The organism is Actinomadura sp. 6N118 (genome assembly GCF_044326415.1).
Classification (GTDB): domain Bacteria; phylum Actinomycetota; class Actinomycetes; order Streptosporangiales; family Streptosporangiaceae; genus Spirillospora.
On the sequence record NZ_JBIRAZ010000002.1, the window covers coordinates 783275 to 804869 of the forward strand.

The 21595-nt window shown below is 69.6% G+C and carries 22 protein-coding genes; 8 read left to right on the top strand and 14 right to left on the bottom strand.

From position 1 onward, the window contains the following. Positions 1-43 precede the first annotated feature (43 nt). Positions 44-1273, top strand: coding sequence for an SLC13 family permease (locus tag ACH34W_RS07430; RefSeq protein WP_395959949.1), 1230 nt, complete (start codon positions 44-46; stop codon positions 1271-1273). Between the two features lie 5 nt (positions 1274-1278). Here the strand turns inward: ACH34W_RS07430 and ACH34W_RS07435 are convergent, their stop codons facing one another. Genes ACH34W_RS07435 through ACH34W_RS07445 form a run of 3 tightly spaced genes read right to left on the bottom strand, consistent with a single transcriptional unit; the run spans position 1279 to position 3930 of the window. Next, positions 1279-2160 (bottom strand): inositol monophosphatase family protein, encoded by an 882-nt coding sequence (locus tag ACH34W_RS07435; RefSeq protein WP_395959950.1) that lies wholly within the window; start codon positions 2158-2160, stop codon positions 1279-1281. 40 nt (positions 2161-2200) lie between these two features. Next, the gene (locus ACH34W_RS07440; RefSeq protein ID WP_395959951.1) at positions 2201-2920 is read right to left on the bottom strand and encodes a hypothetical protein; all 720 of its coding nucleotides are present in this window, start codon (positions 2918-2920) and stop codon (positions 2201-2203) included. Continuing rightward, positions 2917-3930 (bottom strand): hypothetical protein, encoded by a 1014-nt coding sequence (locus ACH34W_RS07445; RefSeq protein WP_395959952.1) that lies wholly within the window; start codon positions 3928-3930, stop codon positions 2917-2919. The genes ACH34W_RS07440 and ACH34W_RS07445 overlap by 4 nt, the downstream gene beginning before the upstream one ends. A gap of 271 nt (positions 3931-4201) precedes the next feature. On the opposite strand from ACH34W_RS07445, the gene ACH34W_RS07450 reads away from it, so the two are divergent. Further along, the gene (locus ACH34W_RS07450) at positions 4202-5356 is read left to right on the top strand and encodes a sensor histidine kinase (RefSeq protein ID WP_395959953.1); all 1155 of its coding nucleotides are present in this window, start codon (positions 4202-4204) and stop codon (positions 5354-5356) included. Positions 5357-5467: 111 nt separating this feature from the next. Next, complete coding sequence (gene uvrB, locus ACH34W_RS07455) at positions 5468-7585, top strand: excinuclease ABC subunit UvrB (RefSeq protein ID WP_395959954.1); 2118 nt, start codon at positions 5468-5470, stop codon at positions 7583-7585. 130 nt (positions 7586-7715) lie between these two features. On the opposite strand, the gene ACH34W_RS07460 is transcribed toward uvrB, so the two are convergent. The 5 genes from ACH34W_RS07460 to ACH34W_RS07480 form a co-directional block, all read right to left on the bottom strand. Beyond that, the gene (locus tag ACH34W_RS07460) at positions 7716-8402 is read right to left on the bottom strand and encodes a C39 family peptidase (protein ID WP_395959955.1); all 687 of its coding nucleotides are present in this window, start codon (positions 8400-8402) and stop codon (positions 7716-7718) included. A 105-nt stretch (positions 8403-8507) separates the two neighbouring features. After that, complete coding sequence (locus ACH34W_RS07465; protein ID WP_395959956.1) at positions 8508-9185, bottom strand: C39 family peptidase; 678 nt, start codon at positions 9183-9185, stop codon at positions 8508-8510. A 119-nt stretch (positions 9186-9304) separates the two neighbouring features. Further along, complete coding sequence (gene fahA / locus ACH34W_RS07470; protein ID WP_395959957.1) at positions 9305-10444, bottom strand: fumarylacetoacetase; 1140 nt, start codon at positions 10442-10444, stop codon at positions 9305-9307. Beyond that, on the bottom strand, positions 10441-11337 hold the full coding sequence (locus tag ACH34W_RS07475; RefSeq protein ID WP_395959958.1) for a hypothetical protein: 897 nt from the start codon (positions 11335-11337) through the stop codon (positions 10441-10443). The genes fahA and ACH34W_RS07475 overlap by 4 nt, the downstream gene beginning before the upstream one ends. After that, positions 11316-12506: a homogentisate 1,2-dioxygenase gene (locus ACH34W_RS07480; RefSeq protein ID WP_395959959.1), complete on the bottom strand. Its 1191-nt coding sequence runs from the start codon at positions 12504-12506 to the stop codon at positions 11316-11318. Before ACH34W_RS07480 ends, ACH34W_RS07475 begins: the two co-directional genes overlap by 22 nt. Positions 12507-12616: 110 nt before the next feature. Between ACH34W_RS07480 and ACH34W_RS07485 the strand changes: the two genes are divergently transcribed. Both ACH34W_RS07485 and ACH34W_RS07490 read left to right on the top strand, forming a co-directional pair. After that, entirely contained in the window at positions 12617-13324 is a 708-nt protein-coding gene (locus ACH34W_RS07485; RefSeq protein WP_395959960.1) for an IclR family transcriptional regulator, read from the top strand. 54 nt (positions 13325-13378) lie between these two features. Next, positions 13379-13867: a cupin domain-containing protein gene (locus ACH34W_RS07490; RefSeq protein ID WP_395959961.1), complete on the top strand. Its 489-nt coding sequence runs from the start codon at positions 13379-13381 to the stop codon at positions 13865-13867. Between the two features lie 38 nt (positions 13868-13905). Here ACH34W_RS07490 and ACH34W_RS07495 read toward each other — a convergent pair whose 3' ends face one another. Next, positions 13906-14346, bottom strand: a complete 441-nt coding sequence (locus tag ACH34W_RS07495; protein ID WP_395959962.1) for a hypothetical protein — start codon at positions 14344-14346, stop codon at positions 13906-13908. A gap of 43 nt (positions 14347-14389) precedes the next feature. Beyond that, a complete protein-coding gene (locus tag ACH34W_RS07500) occupies positions 14390-15598 on the bottom strand; it encodes a hypothetical protein (RefSeq protein ID WP_395959963.1) in 1209 nt (402 codons plus the stop codon). A 154-nt stretch (positions 15599-15752) separates the two neighbouring features. Between ACH34W_RS07500 and ACH34W_RS07505 the strand changes: the two genes are divergently transcribed. Then, complete coding sequence (locus ACH34W_RS07505) at positions 15753-16307, top strand: hemerythrin domain-containing protein (RefSeq protein ID WP_395959964.1); 555 nt, start codon at positions 15753-15755, stop codon at positions 16305-16307. 48 nt (positions 16308-16355) lie between these two features. On the opposite strand, the gene ACH34W_RS07510 is transcribed toward ACH34W_RS07505, so the two are convergent. Then, complete coding sequence (locus ACH34W_RS07510) at positions 16356-16514, bottom strand: hypothetical protein (RefSeq protein ID WP_395959965.1); 159 nt, start codon at positions 16512-16514, stop codon at positions 16356-16358. An 18-nt stretch (positions 16515-16532) separates the two neighbouring features. On the opposite strand from ACH34W_RS07510, the gene ACH34W_RS07515 reads away from it, so the two are divergent. Continuing rightward, positions 16533-17162 carry a hypothetical protein gene (locus ACH34W_RS07515; RefSeq protein WP_395959966.1) on the top strand — a complete coding sequence of 210 codons (630 nt, stop codon included), beginning with the start codon at positions 16533-16535 and terminating at the stop codon, positions 17160-17162. Here the strand turns inward: ACH34W_RS07515 and ACH34W_RS07520 are convergent. Continuing rightward, positions 17159-18316, bottom strand: a complete 1158-nt coding sequence (locus ACH34W_RS07520; protein ID WP_395959967.1) for a hypothetical protein — start codon at positions 18314-18316, stop codon at positions 17159-17161. The genes ACH34W_RS07515 and ACH34W_RS07520 overlap by 4 nt on opposite strands. A 53-nt stretch (positions 18317-18369) precedes the next feature. Next, positions 18370-19029 (bottom strand): DUF4126 domain-containing protein, encoded by a 660-nt coding sequence (locus tag ACH34W_RS07525; RefSeq protein ID WP_395959968.1) that lies wholly within the window; start codon positions 19027-19029, stop codon positions 18370-18372. Positions 19030-19259: 230 nt separating this feature from the next. Between ACH34W_RS07525 and ACH34W_RS07530 the strand changes: the two genes are divergently transcribed. Further along, positions 19260-20393, top strand: coding sequence for an SGNH/GDSL hydrolase family protein (locus ACH34W_RS07530; RefSeq protein ID WP_395959969.1), 1134 nt, complete (start codon positions 19260-19262; stop codon positions 20391-20393). Here the strand turns inward: ACH34W_RS07530 and ACH34W_RS07535 are convergent. Beyond that, positions 20377-21570, bottom strand: coding sequence for an NAD(P)H-dependent flavin oxidoreductase (locus ACH34W_RS07535; protein ID WP_395959970.1), 1194 nt, complete (start codon positions 21568-21570; stop codon positions 20377-20379). The genes ACH34W_RS07530 and ACH34W_RS07535 overlap by 17 nt on opposite strands. Positions 21571-21595 lie beyond the last annotated feature (25 nt).

Below are 21595 nucleotides of genomic sequence, written 5' to 3' on the forward strand. Positions count from 1 at the left end.
GGCACGGCGTAGCACCAGACGACGCATATGGGATCATGTCGCCGTGTCACCTCCCGGACAGGTCCTCCGCCGAGCCGCGGGCGACATGGGCGTGCTCGACTGGATCCGTTTCGGCCTGCTCGCGCTGGGCTTGCTCTTCGTGGCCACCGGTCTGCTGCCACGTGCGGAGGCGGAGGAGAGCATTGAACGCATCGCCCCGCTGTTGCTGTTCTTGTTCAGCGTCATCGTGCTGGCCGAGCTGACCAAAGAGGCTGGCGTCTTCGACGCGATCGCGCAGCGGCTGGCCAAGTGGGGGCGCGGAGACTACTTCGCGCTGTTCCTGCTTTGCGTGGCGTTCGCCTCGGTCAACACCATCTTCCTCAACCTCGACACGACGGCTGTGCTGCTCACTCCGGTCATGCTTGCGCTGGCGGTGCGTGCGCGCATCGCGGCGTTGCCGCTCGCGATGACGACCGTGTGGCTGGCCAACACCGCGAGCCTGCTGCTGCCCGTCTCCAACTTGACCAACCTGCTGGCGGCGAACCGGGTCGCCTTGGAGACTTCCGCGTTCGCCGAGCGGATGTGGGCGCCGCAGCTGGCGGCCCTCGCCGTCACGATGGTGCTGCTGTGGGTCTTCTTCTGGCGGCGTTCGATGCGGGGTGTGGACGCGGACCGCTACGAGCCGCCCGAGCCCGAGCCCGTACGGGACCGCATTTTGTTCGGGGCGACCGGGATCGCGTGCTTGCTGTTCATCGCGGCCATCCTCGCGGGCGTGCACACCGGCATCCAGCTGGGCATCGCCGCGACCGTGGCGGCGGTGGTGGCGGTGATCGCGTTCGCGGTACGGGACCCTGGCTCGCTGCGGCCGTCGCTGATCCCCTGGCAGTTGATGGTCTTCGTCACCGGGCTGTTCCTCGTGGTGCCCACGCTGGAGCGGTACGGGCTGGACGAGGTGATGCGGGCGCTCGTCGGCACCGACGACGGGGTGGCCGGGGCGATGCGCGCCGCGTTCGCCGGGGGCGGCCTGTCCAACGTGCTCAACAACCTGCCCGCGTACGTGGCGGGGGAGTCGGCCGTCCCGGAGCACAACCGGGATCAGTTGCTGTCACTCCTCATCGGGACGAACGTCGGCCCGGTGATCACGCCGTGGGGCTCGCTGGCGACCCTGTTGTGGTTCGAGTGGTGCAGGCGCTGGGACGTCCGCGTTCCGATGCGCAAGTTCGTCCTGACCGGCACGGCGCTGGGGGTGCTGGGATGCGCGGCGTCGGTGGGCGCCCTGCTCCTCACGGGCTGAGCTCCTCACGGGCTGACGGGCAAGCCCGCGGCCAGGTCGAGGACGGCCTCGGCCGTGTCGAGCAGGCGGCCGAGCGACTCGGGACGGGCAGCCACGAAGCCGCGCTCGGCCGGGGGCAGCTCGATGCTCGGACGGTACGGGCCGCCGTCGAGCGCGCGGAGCTCCGCGCCCGCCTCCTGGGCGAGGAGGGCCCCGGCGGGCAGGTCGACGAGTTCGGGCCGGTAGCCCACGATGCCGTCGATGTCGCCGCGGGCCAGCATGACCCACGCGACAAGCGGCGCCCACAGCTGGAGCAACCGGCCGCCGTGCCGCTCCAGCATCGTCTTCAGCGGCACCGCCACCTCGTCGTCGCGGTCCACATCGTGGCCCTGGATCCAGGCGAGCACCGGCTTGTCGGCGCGGCCAGGCCGGGGCTGGTCGGGGAGCCGCAGCCGCGTTCCGTCCGGGCCCACCGCGCCCTCACCGCGCACGGCCCGCCATGTACGGCCGCTGACCGGCTCGTGGACGACGCCCAGCACCGGCAGGGACCCCGCGCAGAGCGCCAGGCCGACCGCGCACACCGGCATGCCGATCGCGACGTTGTTGGTCCCGTCGAGCGGGTCGACCAGCCAGGTGAAGCCGCTGCCGGCCGCACCGACGGCCCCCGCCTCCTCGGAGATGATGCGGTGCCCGGGGAACGCGCCGCCGATCCGTTCCAGGATCAGCTCCTCGCAGGCCAGGTCCAGGTCGGTGACGACGTCCACGCCGGCGCCCTTGAGATGGATGTCCAGCGGACCCGTCATCCGGGTGCGCAGGAGATCCCCGGCGGCCTCGGCCGCCTCGGCGGCGACGCGTCCCGCCTCGATGAGATCGACCAGAGGGGCCGGGGCGGGGTGCGATGAGTTCATCGGGGCCTCTCCGTACTCTGCGGTCAGACGTGTTGTGCGGTCAGAGCCGTGCCGAAGGATGGACGTCGTCGGGAGTCATACCCGGGTGGGCCATGCCAGGGTGAGCCTGAGCCAGCAGCCGCGCCGACCGGAGGGCCGCCCGGGCGGCCTCGTCGGGTGCGCAGCGTTCGCGCTGGGTCTGATGGGTGGGGACGTCGAGGGGCCCGATGGACAGGTCACCGCGGCCGGGCGTCTGGCGTCCCAGCGCGATGGTCGCGGCGTCCGGGCCACCCTCGATGAACGTGCTGTGGAAGACACCGGCCGGGAGCGTGTAGGTGTCGCCCGTCCGGTGCACCGACGAGTCGCCGGGGGTACAGCTGACCGTGCGGGACGTGGCCTGAAGCTCGTCGATCCCGCCGCGGCTGACCACCTCGAAGATCCGCCGCTCGGCCGCGGCGGGCTCTGGCGGCTCGGTGACGTCGGCGCGGGCGTTGCGCACCGTTCCGTACAACACGAAGCTGATCAGGTCCCAGCTGTGGCAGTGCACCGGCGAGGTGGTCGCCGGGGCGGCCGGCACCTCCGGAGACCAGATGTGCAGGCAGACGCCGAGGTCGCCGCTGCGCTCCACGGGCAGGCACAGGAAACCCAGCGGATGCCGCACCGCCGCGACCGCCAGCCGCCCCGCGGCGACATCGTCGAGCACCCGGCGGGCCCACGCCGGCAGCATGTCCGGCGCCGTGCCCGTCACGAGCGCTCGCTGGATGTCGTCGTATCGCGTCATTCGAAAGGGTCCTTGGCCCGGAGGGCCTTGCGGATGATCTCGGCGATGTCCCGGTCGGTGTAGCCCCGGGCCAGCTCGATGCCGAGGACCTCGAAGAGCTTGCGCGCCTCCTCGACGGTCGGCTCGTCGTCGAGCGGCGCCAGCCGGGCCTGCTCGATCGGAACGCGGCGTGCCTGGTCCAGGCTGATCTGGAGCTCGGCGCTGTACCAGCCGTAGTAGAACTTGTCGGCGGCGATCACGAGGGCCTCGCCGCGCGGGTCGTCCCGCGTGACCACCACCCATGACTTGGACAGGTCGTAACGCAGGGTCGTCATCGTCTGGGACAGGCCCATGTCGATGTCGAGCATGCCGAACCGCTGCTTGTGCCAGCACGCCGCCAGGATCGTCGCGTACGCCTCCTTGCGGGTGCGTTCGGTCGTCCACTGCTCGCCGGTGCCGTCGGGCTCCTCGGAGACCGACCGGCGGTGCCGCGCGTAGGACTCGCAGACCCCGACGTTGGTCGGATCCAGGATCTCGAGCCGGAACAGGAGGGTGCGCCGTTCGCGCCGGGCCGCCGCCACGCATTCGGGGAGCGTCCGGGCGCGGATGTAGGTGCCGGTGCCGCCCTTGAAGAACCAGCGGTCGGTGTCGCGCCGCGCCTCGGCGAGGACCTGGCCCACCTGCGCGCCGCTGATCACCCGGACCACGGCGGTCTCGTCGAGCGCACGCTTGGTGTCGGAGATCACTTCCTCGAAGCGCTCGATGTGCTCGAGCCGTTCGCTGAGCCCTTCCAGCGTGGCCGACGACGCCCGCAGCGTGTCGCGGACCTCGGCCTCGACCGGGATCCGCCGGCCGCGGTCGCGCAGGACCGAGGACGCCAGCAGGCCGATCACCGCCAGGATCGCGCTGTTGATCACCTGGTTCTCGTTGGGGATCTTCAGTCCGATACTGATCACTGCGACGACGATGGCGAGTACGAGGGCGATGAAGGCGTCGGCGTTCTTCCCGAGCCAGATGGCGAATCGGGTCATCGTGGGCTAATTCCCCGTTCCCTTGGCGGCGTCGTCATCGTAACCAGAGTGCCAGTGGCAAGCCACTCGATACACCTCTCCGGCGGTGCCGGCCGCACGCCGGAATCGCCGTCCTGGTAGGGCTTCCGCCCATCGGCTCGGCGGACCGCGGGTGCTCCGGGGGTCTGCGGGAGGGCGCCGGGAGGGTGTCCGGCAGGGTGCCGGTGGAAAGTCGGTGCGCTGCCGTATTTATCTGGCCTGGTCAGGTAATGCCTCGCTATAGGCTCGTCACATGCGCTTTCGGAACTGGTGGTCGGCGCAGTGGCCGACACGTCGGTCTCGGGCGCTGGATCTTTCTCTGGCCGGCGGCACCGCCGCCTTCGACGCGGTCTGGTTGTGGTTCGCGCCACAGGAATTCTGGCTGCCGCCGCCGGTGGTCTCGATCTGCAGCGCGATCCTGGCCCTCGGCTTGGTGCTGCGGCGGCACCATCCTGTCGGTGTCGCGCTCTACCAGGTGGTGTGGGGCACGGTGACGGGCGCCGGCGGCATCGCCTCCCTGGTCATCCTGTACTCGCTGGGGGCCTACACGGCGTCCCGGCGCACGGTGATCATGGTCTCGGTGGCCGGATACCTCGCGTTCCTGGCTTTCCCCGGCCCTACGGCGACCGATGAGTCCTTCCTGGCATTGACGACATTGGGCGTGGCGTTCACGGCGCTGCCAGTGGTGCTGGGGCTCTACATGGGCACGCGCAAGCAGCTGATCGCCTCCCTGCAGGAGCGGACCCGGCGGCTCGAACGCGAGGTCCATCTGCTCGCCGACAAGGCCAGGGCCGAGGAACGCACCCGCATCGCCCGCGAGATGCACGACGTCGTGGCCAACCGGGTGAGCGTCATGGTCGTCCACGCGGGCGCCCTCAAGGCCGTGGCCACCCGCGATCCCGAGCGCGCCGCCGAGACGGCCGGGGTGATCGGCGACATGGGGCGGCAGGCGCTGGACGAGCTTCGGCAGGTCATCGGGGTGCTGCGGCAGGGCGAGCAGGCGCTGCCCCTGAGCACGCCGACGCTGGACGATCTCCATGAGCTGGTCGGCCAGTCCACGTCCGCCGGGCTCCGCGCCGATCTGAACGTTCAGGGCGAGGAACGTGCCATGCCCCCGGCGGTCGGCCGGACGGTCTACCGGCTGGTCCAGGAGGGCCTGACGAACGTGCACAAGCACGCCGGCGACGCCGACACCAGGATCGGCCTGCTGCTGTTGCCGGAGGCGGTCGAGGTGGAGGTCGAGAACGCCCCGCCGGACGGCCGGCCCGACCACGGCCTGCCCAGCGGCGGCAACGGCCTGGTGGGCCTCCAGGAACGCGTCGTGGCCCTGGGCGGGACGTTCGAGGCGGGTCCCTGCGAGAACGGCGGATATGCCGTCCGGGCCAGGATCCCGCTCCCCGCCTCCTGATCGTGCCCAGACCGGAAATACCACGGCCCGGAAGACTGTCGTACCCCCTGCATAGAGTGGGGAATGCGGGCCGACCCGGCCCGCGGGTGTTTGATCAGGGAGATTGAAGGCATGCGGCCGATCACTGACCTGCAGCGCAAGGTGGCGCCGTTCGAGGTCGTCACGGAGATGACGCCGTCCGGCGACCAGCCGCAGGCGATCGCCGACCTGGCGGTGCGCATCCGGCGGGGCGACAAGGACGCGGTGTTGCTGGGCGCCACCGGCACCGGCAAGACCGCCACGATCGCCTGGCTCGTCGAGGAGCTCCAGCGGCCCGTCCTGGTCATGCAGCCCAACAAGACGCTGGCCGCGCAGTTCGCCAACGAGCTGCGCGAGATGATGCCGCACAACGCGGTCGAATACTTCGTCTCCTACTACGACTACTACCAGCCCGAGGCCTACATCCCGCAGACCGACACCTACATCGAGAAGGACTCCTCGATCAACGACGAGGTCGACCGGCTCCGCCACTCGGCGACCAACTCGCTCCTCACCCGCCGCGACACCGTCGTGGTCGCCTCCGTCTCGTGCATCTACGGCCTGGGCACCCCGCAGGAGTACGTCGACCGCATGGTCCAGCTCCGCGTCGGCCAGCAGATCGAGCGCGACGACCTCCTCCGCCAGCTCGTCGGCATGCAATACACCCGCAATGACCTGGCGTTCACGCGCGGCACGTTCCGTGTGCGCGGCGACACGGTCGAGATCATCCCGCAGTACGAGGAGCTCGCCGTCCGCATCGAGATGTTCGGCGACGAGATCGAGAAACTCGCCACCCTCCACCCGCTCACCGGCGAGGTGATCACCGAGGACGACGAGCTTTACGTCTTCCCCGCCTCCCACTACGTCGCGGGCCCGGAGCGCATGGAGCGGGCGATCGGGGGCATCGAGGCCGAGCTCGAAGAGACCCTGGCCACCATGGAGCGCCAAAGCAAGATGCTCGAGGCCCAGCGCCTGCGCATGCGCACCACGTACGACATCGAGATGATGCGCCAGGTCGGCACCTGCTCCGGCATCGAGAACTACTCGCGCCACATCGACGGCCGCGAGGGGGGCACCGCCCCCAACACCCTGCTGGACTTCTTCCCCGAGGACTTTCTCCTCGTGGTCGACGAGTCCCACCAGACCGTCCCGCAGATCGGCGCGATGTACGAGGGCGACGCCTCCCGCAAGCGCATGCTGGTCGAGCACGGCTTCCGCCTGCCCTCCGCGATGGACAACCGCCCGCTCAAATGGGAGGAGTTCCTGGAGCGCATCGGCCAGACCGTCTACCTGTCGGCGACCCCCGGCTCGTACGAGATGAACCGGGTCAAGGGCGACGTCGTCGAGCAGGTCATCCGCCCGACCGGCCTGATCGACCCCGAGATCGTGGTCAAGCCCACCAAGGGCCAGATCGACGACCTGATCCACGAGATCCGGCTGCGCACCGAGAAGGACGAGCGCGTCCTGGTCACCACCCTCACCAAGAAGATGTCCGAGGACCTCACCGACTATCTCCTCGAGCTCGGCATCCAGGTCCGCTACCTGCACAGCGAGGTCGACACCCTGCGCCGCATCGAGCTGCTCCGCGAGCTGCGCGCCGGTGAGTTCGACGTCCTCGTCGGCATCAACCTCCTCCGTGAGGGCCTCGACCTGCCCGAGGTCTCGCTCGTCGCGATCCTCGACGCCGACAAGGAGGGCTTCCTGCGTTCGGAGACCTCCCTCATCCAGACCATCGGCCGCGCCGCCCGTAACGTCTCCGGCCAGGTCCACATGTACGCCGACACGGTCACGCCGTCCATGGCGCGCGCGATCGATGAGACCAACCGCCGGCGCGCCAAGCAGCAGGCCTACAACACCGAGAACGGCATCGAGCCCACCGCGCTCCGCAAGAAGATCGCCGACATCCTCGACTCCCTCGTCCGCGAGGACGCTGACACCGAGACCCTCATCGGCGGCGCCGGCCGCCAGCAGAGCCGCGGCAAGGCCCCCGTCCCCGGCCTGGCCTCGCGCAGAAAGGAAGCCGGCCGGCACGCCGCCGACCTCGTCGGCGAACGCCCCCGCGAGGAGATGGAGTCGCTCATCGAGCAGATGACCGACCAGATGCACCAGGCCGCCACCGACCTCCAGTTCGAGCTCGCCGCCCGCCTCCGCGACGAGATCAAGGAGCTCAAGCGCGAGCTCCGCGACATGAAGGAGGCAGGCGTCAAATAACCGGCCATCCTGCGGACAGACTTCCTTCGGACGCGAAAAGGCCCCGCCACCGTGGGGGCTAGGTGGCGGGGCCGGTTCTCGCGGGCTGGGTCAGTTCTCGGCAGGCGGCGTCAGTTCTCGGCGGACGGCGTCAGCTCTTGGCTGCGACGTGGCCTTGACGGCCCGCCTTCTTGACGCTCGCCCAGGACTTGGCCAGCGAGGCCTTGTGGTAGGTGTTGTCCCACGGGTCCCACCAGAGGATCATCGGGCTCGACCCGGTGGTGTAGCCGTGGACGACCATCATGTGGCCGGTCTTGTTGTTGACCTGCCGGCCCCACGGCTTGTAACCGAAGTAGACCCGGTACGCCACCGCGACCTTCTTTTCGCCGACGGCGGCCTTGATGTTGGTGTGGAACGCGCTCTGCGAACCGGGACGTAGCGGCACCACGTCGTACTGGCCGCTGCCGTACGTGCTGAGGGCCTTGCGCAGACCGTTGCGGAAACCCGCAGGGGTCGTGCCGTCGGAGTTGGTCCTCATGTAGCCGGCCAGCTTGCTCTGGCTGGGCAGTCCCCGGCTGATCAGCCGGGAGAGCATGGCGCGCCCCGCGGCCGGGACACACCAGTAGCTGCGCTGCTGCTTCTGGACCTTGATGGTGACCTTCTTGGTCGCCAACACTTCGGCGGCTGGTGCCGCGGCGGCGACCGGTGCCGCAGCGGCGACCGGAGCCTGCGGGGCGGCCGGCGCCGCGTGTGCCGGGGCGACGGCGATGCCGGCCAGCAGCGGCGGCGTCAGCACGGCGGCACCGACGAGCGCCGTGATGCGGGAAGTTCGGGTCATACCCTGGGATTATGCGATCTCTGGCGGGGCGGCATCAGGGCCCCTGGCACCAACCTGCCGTTGGTGCCAGGGGGCTATGGTGTCAGCTCTTGACGGCGACGTGGCTCAGCTCTTGGCGGCGACGTGGCCGTGACGGCCGGCCTTCTTGACGCTCGCCCAGGACTTGGCCAGCGAGGCGGTGTGGTAGGTGTTGTCCCACGGGTCCCACCAGAGGACCTTCGGGCCCGACCCGGTGGTGTAGCCGCGGACGACCATGAAGTGGCCGGTCTTGTTGTTGACCTGCCGGCCCCACGGCTTGTAGCCGAAGTACACCCGGTAGATCAGGGCGACCTTCTTCGAGCCGACGGCTGACTTGATGTTGGTGTGGAACGCGCTCTGCGAGCCGGGGCGCAGCGCCACCACGTCGTACTGGCCGCTGCCGTACGTGGACAGTGCCTTGCGCAGGCCGTTGCGCAGCGCGGGACCGGAGGTGCCGCCGGAGTCGGTCCTCATCCAGCCGGCCAGCTTGCTCTGGCTGGGCAGAGCCGAGCCGAGCAGCGGGTAGAGCAGGGCACGCCCGGCGGCCGGGGCACACCAGTAGCTGCGCTGCTGCTTCTGGGCCTTGATGGTGACCTTCTTGGTCGCCGTGATGAAGGCGGGCGGTCCGTGGGCGGTGGCAGGAGCCGCTGCCGGAGCCTGCGGAGCCGCGGGTGCGGCATGTGTCGGCGCTGCGGCGACACCCAGCAGGGGCGGGACCAGGGCCACCGCACCGATGAGTGCCGCGATTCGGGGGGTTGGGGTCATGCTTGGGGATTATGTGGTCCCGCAGGCAGGGCAAGGAGGGCCTGCGGCACTAACTCGAGATCAGTGCCACGGCTCTACGTGGGCAAACGCCGTTACCTGCAGGGGGGCACGCCACCTCGTCATTGCCTGGCCGGGAGGATCCGCCCGGTCACCTCTCCCAGGGAGACGTCGCCCCAGCTGCCACTGATGGTCACCTTGTCGCCGTCCTCCAGGAAGGTGCGGGTGCTGCCATCGGGGAGCTTGAGCGGGTCCTGGCCGCTCCAGGTGAGCTCGATGAACGAGCCGCGCTGGTCGGGTGAAGGGCCGGAGACCGTGCCGGAGGCGTAGAGGTCGCCGGTGCGCAGGGAGGCTCCGTTGGCGGTCATGTGGGCGAGCATCTGTGCCGGTGACCAGTACATCGACGCGTACGGCGGGTGGGAGACGGTGGTGCCGTTCAGCGTGAGGGCGAGCGAGAGGTCCAGACCCCAGGGTTCGTCCTCCGCCAGGTAGGGGAGGGGCTGCGGATCCTGGGGCGGGGTGGGGACGCGGGCCCCGGCGAGGGCGTCCAGCGGCACGATCCACGGGGAGATGGAGGTGGCGAACGACTTGCCCAGGAACGGGCCGAGCGGGACGTACTCCCAGGCCTGGATGTCGCGGGCGGACCAGTCGTTCACCAGGCACACACCGAAGACATGGTCGGCGAACGCGCTGGTGGGCACGGGCTCGCCGAGGGCGGAGGGCACGCCGACGACGAAGCCCACCTCGACCTCGACGTCCAGGCGCCGGCTGGCGCCGAAGTCAGGGCTCTCCTGACCGGGTGGCTTGCGCTGGCCGGTGGGCCGCACGATGTCGGTGCCGGACGGGACGACGGTGCCGGAACGGCCGTGGTAGCCGACGGGGAGATGTTTCCAGTTGGGCAGCAGCGGCGCCGAGTCAGGGCGGAACATGCGTCCGAGGTTGGTCGCGTGCTCCTCGGACGCGTAGAAGTCGACGTAGTCGGCGACCTCGAACGGCAGGTGCAGGCGCACGCCGGTGAGGGGATGCAGCACCGCCCGCCGCCCGTGCGCCAGAATGCCGGTGATCTGCTCGCGGACCTCGGTCCAGCGGGCGCGGCCCTGCGCCATGAACGGGTTCAGGGAGGGTGCGGCGAACGTGGCGTCGTCGAGCGTGGCGGCCAGGTCGAGCACCTGGTCGCCGAACCGGACGCCGACGCGCGGCGCGTCGCCGGAGATCGAGAACACGCCGTAGGGGAGGTTCTCGATCCCGAAGCCGTTGATCATCGTCGTCCTTTCGCAAGGCCCGGATTGGTCAGGAGAAGGTCGCGGGCCTGGTCGATGGGTGTGCTCGTGCTGCACGAGCCATAGCTGACGAACGTCCGCCGCAGCCGGGCGACGGCCTGTGCGTCCAGCGCCTTGAGCCGGCGGGTCAGAACAGCCGCGTCGGTGATCTCCAGGGCCGACCGGACGTTGAACGCCTCGGCTCCGGCGACCGCCTCGGCGGTGGCCAGCAGCAGGTTGAGGTAGCCGTGGTGGGTGAAGCCTGTCGCCGGATCGTGGTGCCGTACTGCCTCGTGCAGCCCTGCGGTCGCCTTCACCGGCACGCCGGCCGCCGCCGCTGTGACCAGCGCGCCGGCCAGCGTGGACGGGCTGGGAAAGAGCTCGGCGCGCACGCCGCCGCAGCGCAGTTTCAGCCCGTCGCCGTCCTGGAGGGCACGCACGGTGTGCGGCACCCGTTCATACGAGGCAGGCTCGCAGAAGACGAAGAGGGAGCCACCGGCCACGCTCCGCACGGCGGCGACCGCGGAGGCCTCATCGCCCGAAATCGCCGCCAGAGGCACCTCCAAGTGGGCGATCTCCAGGCGCGGGTCGACGCCGATCTCCATGAGCGCGTCGGAAAGGCCATCGACGCCGGTGTCCGCGATGAGCCCCACGCGGAGCCGATGGCCTCCGTTCAACTGAGCGCGCAGTTCGCCGAGGCGGCTGGCCGGGCACAGGAACCGGTGGCTGAGCATGGGGTGCCGACGGCGCTGGTCGTCGATGTGCCGCCGCACCGCATCGCCCATGTCGAGCGCCGTCGGCGGAAACAGCCCGGCATCGTCCACCAGCGCGTCCAGCAACGTCCCGGTCTCCGGCGCCGGCCCGCCTGGCGGGGTCAACGGCGGCCGCCCGCCCATGTCCAGGCGTACGCCTCGTCCTCGGTGGCCAGCCCGCCCTCGCCGACCTGGAGTGGCTTGAACGTGTCGACCATGACGGCGAGCTCGTCGAAGAACTCCGCGCCGATGCTGCGTTCGTACGCGCCGGGCTGGGGGCCGTGGGCGTGCCCGCCGGGATGCAGGGTGATGGAGCCCTGACCGATGCCGGCGCCCTTGCGCGCCTCGTAGTTGCCGCCGCAGTAGAACATCACTTCGTCGGAGTCGACGTTGGAGTGGTAGTACGGCACCGGGATCGACAGCGGGTGGTAGTCGACCTTCCGCGGTACGAAGTTGCAGATGACGAAGTTGTTGCCCTCGAAGACCTGGTGCACGGGCGGCGGCTGGTGCACACGCCCGGTGATCGGCTCGAAGTCGGCGATGTTGAACGTGTACGGGTAGAGGCAGCCGTCCCAGCCGACGACGTCGAACGGGTGCCGGGGGTAGACGTACCGCGTCCCGGTGATCCCGCCCCGCGCGCCGCGGTGCTTGACCAGCACCTCGACGTTCTCGCCGTGGGCCTCCAGCAGCCCTTCGGGCCCGTGCAGATCGCGTTCGCAGTAGGGGGCGTGCTCCAGGAGCTGCCCGAACTTCGACAGGTATCGCCGCACGGGCGTGATGTGGCTGCTCGCCTCGATGCAGTAGAGCCGCAGCGGCTCGTTGCCTTCCGGCACCCACCGGTGGGTCGTCGCACGCGGTATGACGGCGTAGTCACCTTGGCGCACCGGCAGCGCGCCGAAGACGGTCTCGACGGTCCCCGCGCCGGACTCGACGTAGACGCACTCGTCGCCGATCGCGTTGCGGTAGAGCGGCGAGGACTCCCCGGCCGCGACGTACGACAGGCGCACGTCGTCGTTGCCGAGCAGCAGCCGCCGCCCGGTGACCGCGTCCTGGGCCTTCCAGTCCTGGGTGAGCTCGTGGGTCTTGAGATGCCGGGGGCGCAGCGGATGGTTGGGACTGACGTCGAGGCTCGGCGGCTCCCACGGCTGCGCGTCCACGATCGCGGACGGGATGTGCCGGTGATAGAGCAGCGACGAGTCGGACGAGAAGCCCTCCTCGCCCATCAGCTCCTCGAAGTAAAGGCCGCCCTCCGGGGTGCGGTGCTGCGTGTGGCGCTTGGGCGGCACGTTCCCGACCTGCCGGTAGTAGGCCACGGCCCGACCTCCTCCTCGTCCGATTAACCCCTGTCCGATTATCGGATTCGAATACCCGATTATCGGATAGCCTACGAAGGCAGGTCCGGTCACGTCAATGAGGGGAACGCATGCCGGAGATCTCCAAGACCGCCGACCAGGCGCTCGCCCTTCTGCTGAACGTGGCGGAACAGGGCCCGGGCACGGCGGCTGAGCTGGCCGAGCGCCTCGGCATGCACCGCACGGTGACGCACCGCCTCCTGGCCACGCTCGAAGGCCGGGGCTTCGTCCGCCGCCATCCCCGGGGCTACGGCCTCGGCATGGTCCTGCGGCACCTGGCCGACTCCGTCGAGAACGACCTCCTGGCAGCCGCCCGCCCGGTCATGGCGGAGCTCAGCGCCACGACCGGAGAGACGGTCACGCTGCACGTCCGCGAGGGCACCGAGATCGTCGTCGCCCACCGCGTCCCCGGCACCCGCCACCTGGTGAAGGTCGACTACCAGCCCGGCCAGCGCCGCCCCCTCGCCGCCGGCGCCGCCGGCCGCGCCATCCTCGCCCACCTCGACCCGCCGCCCGTCCCGGTCGACGACCCCGCGCGCCTCGACAAGGTCCGGAGCGCCGGCCACGACTACTCCCACGACGAGCTCCGCGCCGGCGTCAGCGGCGTCGCCGCCCCGGTCTTCTCGCCCGCCGGAGTCGAGGCCGCCCTCAGCATCGTGGTCCCGGTGAGCCGCGACGAGGACCTCACCACCTGGCTCCCCGCCCTCACCACCGCCGCCCGCACGATCACCACCCGCCTGGGCGCCTCACCCGCGCAAGAGCCGGAACGGGCAGGATGATGATCCCTGCCACAAGGTGAACGCAAGGCCGACTGCGCTCCAAGGAGGAACGGGATGACGTATCCGGACGCTCTCTATCTGGGTGACAAGGGCGAGATCACGGGCAGGCTCCACACCGCGGACACCGCGCCGGACCTGTCGATCGGCGAGCGTACGAGGGTGCACTACCTGGCTACCGGGGCGAGCACCGGCGGCCAGTACGGGCTCTACCGGTGGGAGATGGGTGCCGAACCCTCAGGAGGAGGAGCGCACTTCCACAAGACCTTCTCCGAGTCCTTCTTCGTCCTGAGCGGGACGGTCGGCCTCTACAACGGTGAACGCTGGGCCAGCAGCTCCCCGGGCGACTTCCTCTTCGTGCCGCCGGGAGGGATTCACGCGTTCCGCAACTCGGACGGACCAGCCACGATGTTGGTCCTGTTCGCCCCAGGTGCACCCCGCGAGGCCTACTTCGAGGAACTGGCCGAGATCGTGGCAAGCGGACGGCAGCTCAGCGAAGAGGAATGGGCCGACGTCTATCACCGCCACGACCAGTGGATGGTCTAGCCCGGCTGCTCACCGCACGCGTCCGCCACGGTGGCCCGTCATGGGGTCCGCGGCACGCGGACCTCGTCGAGGATCGAGTCATACGAGCACAGGTTCGCGGTGTAGCTCTTCAAGGTGGCGATGAGCTCGCCGAGGTCCGCGGTGCGAACCTCGGGAAGCTCACGCAGGTCCCGCTGGTTGCCGCCCTCAAGACGGCCGGGTCCGGGATCATCGATCATGGCGTCACCGGACACTTCGAAAAGGCCGTCCCGAAGCCGGATCACGATGTGCATCGAGACGTCCCGCTCGTCGGCGTCGTTCAAACCGAACGAGACTCCGACCGAAATCCCCGGTGCGTCGGCGAATCCCGTCCCGCCGAGGAGCCGCCACGTCACCGACTGGTGCTCCAGGAAGCGGGCGTAGCCGAACGTCCGGAACTCATGCGCCGCGTCGTCGATCGCGGTCAGCAGGGCGGCGGCGCCGGCGGCTTCGTGATCCATGCCGGACACGCTACGCGCCAGGCGGCGGTGAACGTCACCCTTGTCAGACTCCTGCGGTCTCGCGCAGGCTCCGGACCGGGTGCGGGCCCTCAGTCTCGGAGCGGTACTCGTGGCCGAAGGCCTCGCGGTGCTTGTCGATGACCCGTTCGCTCGGGGGCTTCTCGCCGCCCATGAGCTCCTGCTGCATCTTCTCGAACCGCTCATGCGCCTCGCGCACGTAGCCGGCGCCGAGCGTGGTGAGGTCGATCTGCGTGGCAAGAAGCTCGCGCAGATACTCCTTGTTGGGCTCGAACGTGACCGGGTGCGGCAACTCGGGTGCCAGGATGCTCTCCGGGTCGCCGCCGCCGTAGCGGCGCATGAGGTCGCAGGCCAGGCGGAGATGTTCGAGCTCCATGTTGAGGTGGAGTTCCCAGATGGCCTTCACCTTGGGGTCGGTCTCGGTCTCCATGAACGAGTGGTAGAGGTAGCACTCGTTGTATTCGTGGTTGACCAGCCGTTCCCACCAGGTCTCGCCCGGGTCGACCAGCGACTCGTAGTGGGTGACGTGCTCCTCTTCGATGAGCCCGATCTCCTGGTAGAGCTGCCGCGCGATCGGCTCCATGTACATCGGGCCGACGTTCATGTAGAAGTTCATCGTCTGCTGCTCGGCCGACATGACGGTGAGCGCATGGAGCTTGGACAGCGGCTGGGCCTTGTTCTTGTCGTACGGGTCGCGGACGTTGTCGGCCGGGTGCCGGTGCTCCGCCACGGTCGGGCGGCCGGGCATGATCTCCGTGAGCTCGCCGACGATCTTCTCGGCCTTGCGGTGCTCGATCATCTCGTAGAGGTTGGCGTACCGGTACAGGTGGTCGAAGTCCTCCAAAACTCCGAATTCATACGCCTGCTGCAGATGGGCGTCGGGTTCCATCCGTGCGATCCAGGCGGTGAGGTCGACGGCGACCTGCTCGTAGGAGATCGTCGTCTCCAGGACGGAGGCCTGTCCGGGGAGCAGCCAGTTGACGGCCTTCTGCTGTTGCTGCTCGATGTAGCGCACCTCGGCCATCTGGCGTTTGATGTCGGGGTCGGGGCAGACCCGGTTGAAGTGGTGGCTGAACATGATGGCCTCCACCTCGATGCCGTTCATCGTGATGATCCGGCACTTGGTGTACGGGTCGCTCCTGTCCGGGTCGACGGGCTCCACGTCGAGCTCCCGCCAGTTGCGCACCTGACGGTCCAGCGGAATGCCCTTGTGTTCGAGTGGATTGAAAGACATTGCTCCCCGGCCTCTCTGCGTGTGTGACTGCCCTCTCCTACCCGAGGCGTACGGGCATTCACGTCCACCCCAAGAAATATGCACATTCCTGGCCGACAGATTGGTCGCGGTATGTCATGGGTACGGCCGGGTGTGCGCAATCCAAGGGGGGAACATGAGCACGGCGATGGAGCAGGACGTCATCGATTTGCTGCGCCGGCAGCACGGGCAGATCCGGGACCTCTTCGATCTGGTCAGCGACTGCGGGGCCGGTGAACGGCGGGAGGCGTTCGAACGCCTCGTACGGCTGCTGGCCGTCCACGAGACCGCCGAAGAGGAGATCGTGCACCCGGCCGCGCGGCGCGCCTTGCCCGGCGGGGACGGGATCGTGGACGACCGGCTCAAGGAGGAGCGCTCGGCGAAGGAGCTGCTCTCCGAGCTGGACGGCATGGACACGGGCGACCCGCAGTTCATGGCCAAGCTCGACAGGCTCCGCACGGAGGTGCTCACGCATGCCCGTGCCGAGGAGCGCTACGAGTTCGAGCAGCTCCAGGGCGCGTTCGGCGAAGCCGAGCGCCGGTCGCTCGCCGCGGCCGTGAAGGCGGCGGAGGCGATGGCCCCCACCCACCCGCACCCGGGCACCGAGTCCGCCACGAAGAACATGCTCGTAGGCCCGCCATTGGCGATAATGGACCGCGTCCGTGACCTGATCCGGAATGCCAGGAAATAGACAATGCCAGGAAACAACAAAGCAATGGAGACGCGGGTGCGGTGAGCGTCAGCGAGGCTCGGTGGACTCGTTCACGCGGTCGTGAAGTCGCTGCCTGATCTCGTCCGGGGTGTAGGCGCGACGGCGGCGCTCGTTGCGCGCGATCACGACTCCGGTCGCGGCGACCCCGGCCAGTCCGGCTACTCCCAGTACTTTCCACCAACGCATGTGCCTAGGCTAGCGACCATGAGCGGCACGAGCATCCCGCTTGCCAAGGCGGTCGACCTGACCCGTACCGGCGACATCTGGCTCTTCCGAGGCCACACCGTCGCCGACCGGGCGATCCAGACGATGACCAACAGCCCCATCAATCACGTCGGCATGGCCATCGTGGTGGACGACCTGCCGCCGCTGATGTGGCACGCGGAGCTGGGCCGGTCCCTGCCCGACATGTGGACGGGCGGTCATCACCGGGGCGCGCAGCTGCATGACCTGCGCGACTCGGTGATGGTGTGGGCCGAACGCTACGACCAGCGAGCCTGGCTGCGCCAGCTGGATCCGCCCGCGTCCAGGGACATGGAGAACGCGGCGCTGCGCGCGGTCGCGCGCCTCGACGGCACGCCCTTCCCGACCACCTCGCGGATGGCGTCCCGGTGGGCGCGCGGCCGGATACCCTTCCGCCGCCCCGCCGAACGCGACCCCAACCTGGAGACCGCGTTCTGCGCCGAGATCGTGGCCGTGACCTACCAGTCCATGGGGCTGCTGCCCAAGGGGCGCCGCCCCAACTGGTTCGACCCGGGCCGCTTCTGGAGCGGCGACGACCTGGACCTGGAGATGGGCGCCCGGCTCGGCGGCGAGATCCGGATCGATCTCTAGACGCGGCGCAGGATCTGCTCCCAGGGGTCGTCGCCGCCCGAGCCCCACGGCGCGGCCATCAGGTCCAGGGACGCGGCGGGTGAGGCGACCCGGCCTTCCAGGCTGAACGGGGTGGCCGACTGTGGCGGGAGGCCGTCGACGTACGTGGTCTCGCCACCGACCAGGTCGCCCTGCGGGCCGCGGAAGAGCGCGGTGACCGCCACCTGCTCGATGTACTGGGAGAACGGATTGAGGATCTCGCCCGTCACCCCGCAGGAGTCTCCGCCGGCGTTGAGGCGCACGCCCCGGTAGCCGAACTGCAGGAAGTGTTCGGGCCGGGCGGCCGTGGCGCGCCAGTCGGCCGGCTTGCAGACGATCTCGAGAGTGTGCGGCGGGTCGTTGGCGTCGAGCGAGCCGGCCAAGGCGAGCCGTCCGCCGGGCGGAAGGAGCGAGAGCGTCTGGTCCTCGGTGCCGACCACGTAGTCGTTCTTGTCGCGGGCGGTGACCTGGATCGTCGGGAACTCGCAGTAGTGGCCCGGGTTGGGGTTCTCCAGGATGACGACCCAGTTGACCCAGTACTCGCCGGGGTCGAACCCGGGCTGCGCGCTCCAGCCGAGGTCGATGGAATGGAACGCGGCGAGTTCCTGCGATCCGGCGGAGGCGGCCTGGACCGGAGCGGGGGCGCGGGGTGGTTCGGGCGCGCCGGTCGGGAGATCGGGGCCGATCATGGCGTGCGCGAGGTCGAGGCCGAGGTTCTGGGCGGCCCAGCGGGCGTGGTCCTCCTGCGGTGCGTTGATCTCCAGTGAACGCGGCAGGCCCGGCCAGTCCGAGAGCCTGAACGCGATGCCGTGGATCTCCCAGTCCTCGCGGTAGCTCTCCTGGTGGCCGGACGTGGCAAAGCCGATCTGCTCCATGAACCGCCGGGTGAGACCGAAGTCGCCGACCGGCACCTCGATCTCGTTCCCCTCCTGGCGGCCGGTCAGCACCAGCAGATTGCGCTCGCCCTCGGAGCTGATCGTGACCCACGATCCACGCGAACGGACGACGTCGTTCTCCAGCGTCACCTGCCGGACGAGCCGGCGCGGCGCCACGCAGGCTGCGCCGAGCGACCGCAACCGGTGCTGCACGGCCTCGAGGTCCAGATCGAAGAAACGCGCGACAAACCCCGATGTCATGAATGGACTCCCGCTTCGTTCCGATCCGAGTGATCCAATAATGGCCGAGACGATCATGGTCGGAGGGTTCTGTCTTGGCCGGTTGTGGCCGGGGAATATCCGCCTGACGACGCTGATATACCCCGTCTGCGGCGTCTGCGGCGGCGGAAGGCCCTGAGCATGCGGAACGAGACGAACGCCAGCATGATGACGCCGATCAGAGCGATGATCGGGGCCAGGATCGCCAGGATGCTCATGCCGAGGGAGACGGTGTCCTCGACCGTGCTCACGACGGGGGCGCCGGTGCCGAGGGTCCCGGCGTTGACGACCGGGCGGATGGACGTCTTGGTCAGGTGGACGACGAGGGCGACCACGATCCCGAGGGCCCAGCCGATCCACGGATGGTCCGTCATGAACTCCGTCATGAACAGGGACGAGTCGAGCCGGCCGGCGGCATCGGTGGCGGCGAAGACGGCGCCGCCCGCGGCCGGGCGGACGAACGTCTGCACCGCGTCGTTGAGGCTGTCGACGACGGCGACCTTGTCCAGGACGACCTCGGCGGCCAGCAGGACGCCCAGCAGCGCCAGCACCCAGCCGTTGGTGAGCCACTCGAACTCGGCAGGCAGGCGCACCAGATCGGTGTGGCGGGCGAGCATCCCGACGACCAGCAGGGGGATGTAGGCGTTCAGGCCCGCCGCCGCGGACAGGCCGAGCCCGGTCAGAACCGCCAGCATGATCCCCCCGGAAGTATCGTTCCCTTCTTGGACGTGGGATTTCCCATTCGTGTTCCACCAGTCAGTGATCTACAAAGTAAAGGTGCGAACCTTGAACGCCGGAACCTCGGCTCGGGCGCGGGAACCTCGGGCGGCGAATGAACGTCTCCACATGCGGGCGGCGTGACGAAAGGCGGGCGATGACAGGGCCGGGACCTGAGCTGACACCGGATGACCCGGCGGAGGCGGGCATGCGAGCGATGCCAGAGCCGGGCACCGAAACGGCGATGGCCTTGGACCCGGAGGAGGTGCCCGGCCGGGGGAGTGTGCGCGACCTGGTGACGGGCCTGCCCGGCCGGGCGCGGGACCGGTTCGGGGACCGGGCGCTCGCGATCGGTCTCCTCGTCGGCCTGATCCTGGTGATGGTCGTCCCTCTGGTGTCGCTGCCCGCCGTCCGGTGCGAGATGTTCGGCGACGGCAATGGTTGCCAGCCCAAGTTCCGGGAGCCGCGGGCCGAGCCGGTCCGGGCCGCGCAGGTGAACGCCGTCCAGGCCGCACTGCAGGGGTCGTACGTGGCGTTGGGCGATTCCTACTCGGCGGGTGTGGGCGCCGACCTCAGCGCGGCCGACCTCAACCCGCTCAACCGGTGTCACCGGACCGGCCAGGCCTATTACCACTCGGTCGCCAAGACCTTCCGTTTCGCCCGGGGCAGTGCGTTCTGGGCCTGCTCCGGCGCGAAGACCGGCGATGTGTTGCGGGGCAAGTCCGGCGAGCCTCCGCAGATCGGCCGAGTCGACCACAACACCAGCCTCGTCACGATCAGCATCGGCGGCAACGACGTCGGCTTCTCCAAGGTGCTCGCCGGATGTGTGATCAAGCTGCCGTGGAGCAAGAACTGCACGGAGCAGGGTCGTGACATCGCCGAGCGGATGGCCACGTTGCGGCAGGAGCTGCCCGGGGTGCTGAAGGAGATCCGCACGCGGGCACCGCAGGCACGCGTGATCGTGCTCGGCTACCCGCGCGCGTTCAAGGAGACCTCCGGCAGCGACGGCGACAACATCAGCGTCGCCGACCAGCAGTGGCTGAACGGGCGGGCCCGCGATCTCAACGAGCTCATCCGGCAGGCGGTCAAGGAGGCAGACGCCCGCATCGTGGCCGCCCGCGCGCCGGGGAGCGTGGAGTTCGTCGACGCCTACAGCGCGTTCGCCGGGCATGAGGTGGGCACCGCCGACCCGTACATGAACGGGCTGGCGGTCAACCTGTCGGCGCTGGCCCCCGAGTCGCGCAGCTACCACCCCACGGCGAACGGCTACAAGGCCCTCGCCCGGCTCTTCATCGACCAGGTCAACCGGGGTCCCGGGCGTCCGCTCAATCCGCCTCGGTGATGCTGTTCAGGCGTTCCACGGCGTCGGCGAACTCCTCGATCATGTCGTAGACGACCTGGCGGGCGGGCTTGACGGTGTTCATCAGCCCGACGCACTGGCCGACGAAGTAGTTGGCCAGCTCGCGGGCACCCTCGTTGCCGCTCTCGGCGACCTTGTTGATCTGCCGCATCGCGCCCTCGGCGACGATCATCTGGAGCGGCATGCCGAGGGGGCCGGGGCTGGCCGGGCCCTCCCACTCGTCGGTCCAGGCCGACTTCAGCTGGCGGGCGGGCTTGCCGGTGCGGGACCGCGACCGGATGGTGTCGCGCGAGCCGGCGGCGATCATCTTGGCCTTCACATGCGGCGGCGTCTCGGCCTCCTCGGTGGTCAGCCACACCGACCCGCACCACACGCCGGCGGCGCCGAGGGCCATCGAGGCGGCCATCTGGCGGCCCGTCGCGATCCCGCCCGCGGCGAGCACGGGGATCGGGGCGACGGTGTCCACGACCTCGGGGACCAGGACCATGGTGGAGATCTCGCCGGTGTGGCCGCCGGCCTCGCCGCCCTGGGCGACGATGAGGTCCACGCCCGCGGCGACCTGCCGCCGGGCGTGTTCGGCGGTGCCGACGAGCGCCGCCACGGGCACCCCGGCGGCCTTGGCCTTCTCGACCATGACGGGCGGCGGCGTGCCGAGCGCGCTGGCGATGAGGCCGATGGGGTGCGCGAGCGACACGTCGATGAGCGCGGTGGCGCCCTCCTTGGTGACCTGCGTGCCCATGTTCTCGGCGTCCCGGGTCTTCTTGGCCTTCTCGAAGTCGGGCAAGGGCACCCCGTACTTCTCGAACAGCCCGGAGAGGAACGTCCAGTGCTCCTCGGGGACTGCGGCGAGCATGGCGTCAAGCCCGCCCTCGCCTCGCCCGGCCCTCTCCGCAGCTGTGTTTTCTCCGTCCCCCATACGGGGGCCCACCCCCACCATGTCGATCTTGCTGGGGACGAGCACGTCCACGCCGTACGGTCGGCCGCCGACATGGTCGTCGATCCAGCGCAGCTCCTCTTCGAGCCGGCCGGGGGTGTACGCGACGGCACCGAGGACGCCGAGGCCTCCGGCGTTGGTGACGGCGGCGACCACGTCGCGGCAGTGGCTGAAGGCGAACAGCGGGAACTCGATCCCGAACCTCTCACACACCTCGGTACGCATGCCCCGACGCTAATGGGCCGAACGC